Source organism: Streptomyces sp. UH6 (genome assembly GCF_013421635.1).
Taxonomy (GTDB): domain Bacteria; phylum Actinomycetota; class Actinomycetes; order Streptomycetales; family Streptomycetaceae; genus Streptomyces; species Streptomyces abyssomicinicus.
On the sequence record NZ_JACADT010000468.1, the window covers coordinates 1 to 4,315 of the forward strand.

The 4,315-nt window shown below is 73.7% G+C and carries 4 protein-coding genes; 1 reads left to right on the forward strand and 3 read right to left on the reverse strand.

The genetic code is table 11. The features are described 5' to 3' along the window. Both HW445_RS20090 and HW445_RS20095 read right to left on the reverse strand, forming a co-directional pair. Positions 1-598, reverse strand: a 598-nt coding sequence (locus tag HW445_RS20090; RefSeq protein ID WP_180222378.1) for an MFS transporter, incomplete at its 3' end; no start/stop codon positions are given. Positions 599-736: 138 nt separating this feature from the next. Then, on the reverse strand, positions 737-2,218 hold the full coding sequence (locus HW445_RS20095; protein ID WP_180222379.1) for a PHB depolymerase family esterase: 1,482 nt from the start codon (positions 2,216-2,218) through the stop codon (positions 737-739). A 258-nt stretch (positions 2,219-2,476) separates the two neighbouring features. Between HW445_RS20095 and HW445_RS20100 the strand changes: the two genes are divergently transcribed. Next, positions 2,477-3,355: a trypsin-like serine protease gene (locus HW445_RS20100; RefSeq protein WP_218957193.1), complete on the forward strand. Its 879-nt coding sequence runs from the start codon at positions 2,477-2,479 to the stop codon at positions 3,353-3,355. A gap of 60 nt (positions 3,356-3,415) precedes the next feature. Here the strand turns inward: HW445_RS20100 and HW445_RS20105 are convergent, their stop codons facing one another. Next, positions 3,416-4,006, reverse strand: a complete 591-nt coding sequence (locus HW445_RS20105) for a DinB family protein (RefSeq protein WP_180222380.1) — start codon at positions 4,004-4,006, stop codon at positions 3,416-3,418. Positions 4,007-4,315 lie beyond the last annotated feature (309 nt).

Below are 4,315 nucleotides of genomic sequence, written 5' to 3' on the forward strand. Positions count from 1 at the left end.
CGGGGGCGGCGCGAGGCGGTTCGGGGAGGCGGGCGATCCAGTAGGCGTTGCTCAGCAGCACCGCCGCGGTGAACAGCGGCACGGCGTGGATCAGGGTGAGGCTGTCCAGGGCGAGGGCCACGGCGCCGGCTGCCGCGCCCAGGGTGTAGCCCACGTTCCGGGCCGCGCGCAGGTACGCGGTGGCGTGCACCCGCTTCTCGCGGGGGAAGATCTGCACCCGGTAGGCGTTGCGGCCGGTGCGCGCCCAGGTCTCCGCCAGGACCAGGGGGATCAGGACGGCCAGCGCCGTGGCGAAGCCGCTCGCGAGGAACCAGGAGGCGAAGAAGACCGCCTGGAGCAGCGACCCGTGGATCCAGCTGCGCCGCGTTCCCAGCCGGTCGGCCAGGCGGCCGAGCGGCACGGAGAACAGGAAGGCCGCGGCCAGGGAGAGGGTCAGCATGAGGCCGACCTGTGCCGGGCTCAGGCCGACGACCTGCGTGAAGTACACCGCCTCCCCGGTGATGAAGACGCCCTCGGCGAAGGCGGAGAGCACCGACTGGTACGACATTGCCCGTATCAGGCGGTCGTCGGGGAGCAGGCGGGACAGCGGGGAAGGCATGAAGGGCTCCTGGGACTCGATCAGGAGCAGTTTCGGCCCGGTAAATCTTGACGTCAAGATAATTTCCGTCGCGGTGACGGGTGCGCGGGGCCGCCACCAGGGGTGACGGCCCCGCGCGGAGGGCCGGGAGGCCGTGGATCAGGACGGGCAGCCGGCGTCGGAGATCACGAAGTGGCCGGGGGCGGTCTCCTCGAGGGTGTGGCTGTAGAAGGTGTTGTAGAGGCCCATGTTCTGCCCGGACCCGTTGGCGTAGGCGTAGCCGCCGCTGTGGTGGGCGCGGCCCGCCTGCACGTGGGCGTAGTTGGAGGCCGTGTAGCAGCGCGGCTCGAAGCCTCCGTCACCGCCGGTGGTGGTGGCGGTGACGGCCGCCGAACGGGCTCCCGGTGTGCCGGCGGAGTCGACGGCGGCCACGGTGTACGTGTAGGCGGTGCCGGGGGAGAGCCCCGTGTCGGTGTACGAGGTGCCGGTCGCCGTGCCGACCCGGGAGCCGCCGCGGTGGATCTCGTACGACGCCGCTCCCGCCACCGCGCTCCAGCTCAGCGTGACGCCGGTGTCGGTGACCGGGCCGGCGGCCAGCCCGGCCGGGGCCGGCAGGGCGCCGGGCTCGCCCGGACCTCCGGAGTCGCCGTCCAGGCCCCAGAAGAGGGCGGTGTAGTAGCTCGAGCAGATGGTGTCGAGGTAGTAGGCGCCCGCGGTGCCGCACTCCTGGGTGCCGGATCCGGGGTCGACGGCGGTGCCGTGACCCATGCCGGAGACGGTGAAGGTGGTGACCGCCGGGACGCCCTTCGCGTCGGTGTAGACGGCCTGTGTCGTGTTGCCGGGGAGCGAGGCGGTGGAGCTGGGGGTCTGGCCCAGGCCCCACACGTCGGTCCACTGGTCGCGTGACTGGGTGGCGTTGGCCGGCACCACGGTGGTGTCGGAGGTGCCGTGCCAGACGGCGACCCGCGGCCACGGACCGGTCCAGCCGCCGGACGCCGCGCGCACCGCGTCGCCCCACTGCTTGGGGGTCCGGGAGGTGGCGCTGTACATGCAGGTGTAGGCGTTGGCCACGCTGGTGGCGCAGCCGGCCGGGATGCCGGAGGCGATGGAGCCGCCGGCGAACACGTCCGGGTAGGCGGCGAGCAGCGCGGCGGTCATCGCCCCGCCGGCCGAGAGACCGGTGACGAACACCCGCGACCGGTCGACGCCGTAGCGGCCGATCGCGTGGTCGACCATCTGCTTGACGGAGAGCGCCTCGCCCTGGCCCCGGCCGTAGTCGGAGGACTGGAACCAGTTGAAGCAGGAGTTGGCGTTGTTGGCGCTCGACGTGTGCGGGTACACCACGGCGAACCCGTACAGGTCGGCGTACTTGGCCCACCCGGAGTGCGCGTGGTAGTCGGGCGCGCTCTGCGTGCAGCCGTGCAGGGCGACGACCAGCGGGGCGCCGGCGGGGAGTCCGTCGGGGACGTAGGCGTACATCTGGAGGTTGCCCGGGTTGCCGCCGAATCCGGTGACCTGGGTCAGTGAGGCGGCGGAGGCGGGCGTGGGGGCGGCGAACAGGGCCAGCAGCAGGGCGAGTACGGCGGTCAGGCCGAACCCGCGGAACCGGGCCCCGGATCGGGGGCGGTCAGGAACCGGCATGGGTCCTCCCGGACGGGGTGGGGGCGGGGGCGGGGGTGAGGCGCATGCGGGGGCACGCGTTCCGAACCGTACGAACGGGTCCCGGCGCTGCCAGTGGAGTGGCAGCACATAGGTTCGGGCTTCTGCTATGTGCGCTGCCGTGCCCGGGCGTCAGCGCCCCGCGCCCCTTCCGGGCGATGTGTCCGCGTGGTTCACTGTGGCCCCTCCGGAGCCGTCTCGCTCCGCGACGTCCTCCGTCCCCCCGGGAAAGGACCCGCCTTGCCGCACGTCCGCATCCACGCAGCCGCCGTTCTCCTGGCGGCGGGCGCCCTGGTCGCCGGGGCCGCGCTCCCGGCCTCCGCGATCAACTCGTACAACGCCGCCCCCGCGCCCGAGCGCACCGAGGTCGGCGCCCTCGTCGCCACCTGGGACGCCGACGGGGACCCGGCCACACCGGACCGGGTGGACTGGGTGTGCTCGGGCACCATGGTGGATGCCAACACCTTCCTCACGGCCGCGCACTGCACCACCGACTGGCCGGAGAACGTCCGGTTCTTCGTCTCCCTGGAGCAGGACGTCCAGGGAGCGCTGGACGAGGCCGGGCGCGCGCACCCCGGCGACCCGGCGGCGGTCGCCGAGGAGGTCGGCGTCGAGGGGGTGGCCCACAGCCACCCGCTCTACCCCGGCCCTTCGTCCGACACCCGTGACATCGCCGTCGTCGAACTCGACGCGGCCGACACCGCCGACCGGTGGTCCTTCACCCCGGCGGCCCTGCCGGCGGCGGGCGCCCTCGACACACCAGGCCCGCGGGGGCTGGACGCCACCGGCTTCGTCGTCGCCGGGTACGGCACCCAGGAGTCCCACCGAGGCCCGGGCGGACACACCCACCCCGGCGGCGGCGTGCGGATGAAGGCCCCGGTGTCCTTCAACGCCCTGAACAACGCGTGGATCCGCCTCGCGATGACCGCCCCGCAGGGCAACGGCGGCGCGTGCTACGGCGACTCGGGCGGCCCCAACTTCGCCGAACTCGACGGCCGGCGCACGCTGGTGGCCACCACCATCACGGGCGACGGCCCGTGCTACGCGACCAACGTGGTGTACCGGCTGGACACGGCGGGAGCACGGGCCTTCCTCTCGCCGTTCGTGACGCTGCCGTAGCGGGCGCACGCCCCCGCCACCCGCGGGCGCCCGTCCCCCTCCCCGGGCCGCGGGGAGGGGTCAGGCCTCGCGGGCGGTCCGTTCCAGGCGGGCGTGGTGGGACCGCCACCACGCCGCGTCCGTCTCCGGCAGCGCCGGGTTGTCCTCCCGCATCCCCACCGAGCCGTCGATCAGCTCACGCAGGATGTCGGCGTGCCCGGCGTGCCGCTGCGCGTCGGCGATCACCCGCACCACCGCGTGGTGCAGCGTGATCTCGCGCCGCTCCGGCGGCCACCACGGCACCGTGCCCACCGTCTCCAGCGGCAGCGCGTCGATCGTCGCGTCCGCGTGCGCCCAGGCCCGGCGGTACAGGTCCACCACGAACGCGCGGGACTCCTCGGCCGTGGCCCACATGTCCGCGTTGGGTTCGGCGCCGTCCGCGACCCACGGCAGGGGGATGCCGGAGGGCCGGGCGAACACGTCGCCCAGATACCCCAGTTCCACGCCCGCCAGGTGCTTCACCAGGCCCAGCAGATTGGTCCCGGTGGGTGTGAGCGGACGGCGGACGTCGTACTCGCAGAGCCCTTCCAGCTTCCACAGCAGTGCCTCCCGCGCGTCCTTCAGGTAGCGGTGGAGGTCGGCCTTGGGGTGCGCACCGGAGGAATCGATCATCGGAGCAGTCTGCCGCCCGAGGAGGCGGCGCGCAGCCGAATAAGCGCCGGGCGGCAGGGCGGGCTCCCCCTGCCGTCAGGTCAACCTGGGGATGACCCGTACATCCACCTCAGGTTGACCCGGCGGCGTACCCGCACGGAAGTTGACCCAGGTGGTGTCCGCCCGGCGGACGCGGCCCGCGGCCCCGCCCTCCTAGCCTCGGTGGTGCGGAGAACGCACGGCCGAACACGGGGGAAACACCATGAACAGTCCGCACCGATCGCACCGCCCGCACCGATCGCACCGCCCGCACCGCACGAGGCCGGCCCG

Excerpts from the sequence above, each read along its gene's own strand:
- HW445_RS20095 (WP_180222379.1), bottom strand. The coding sequence starts at position 2,218 with ATGCCGGTTCCTGACCGCCCCCGATCCGGGGCCCGGTTCCGCGGGTTC.
- HW445_RS20105 (WP_180222380.1), bottom strand. The coding sequence starts at position 4,006 with ATGATCGATTCCTCCGGTGCGCACCCCAAGGCCGACCTCCACCGCTAC.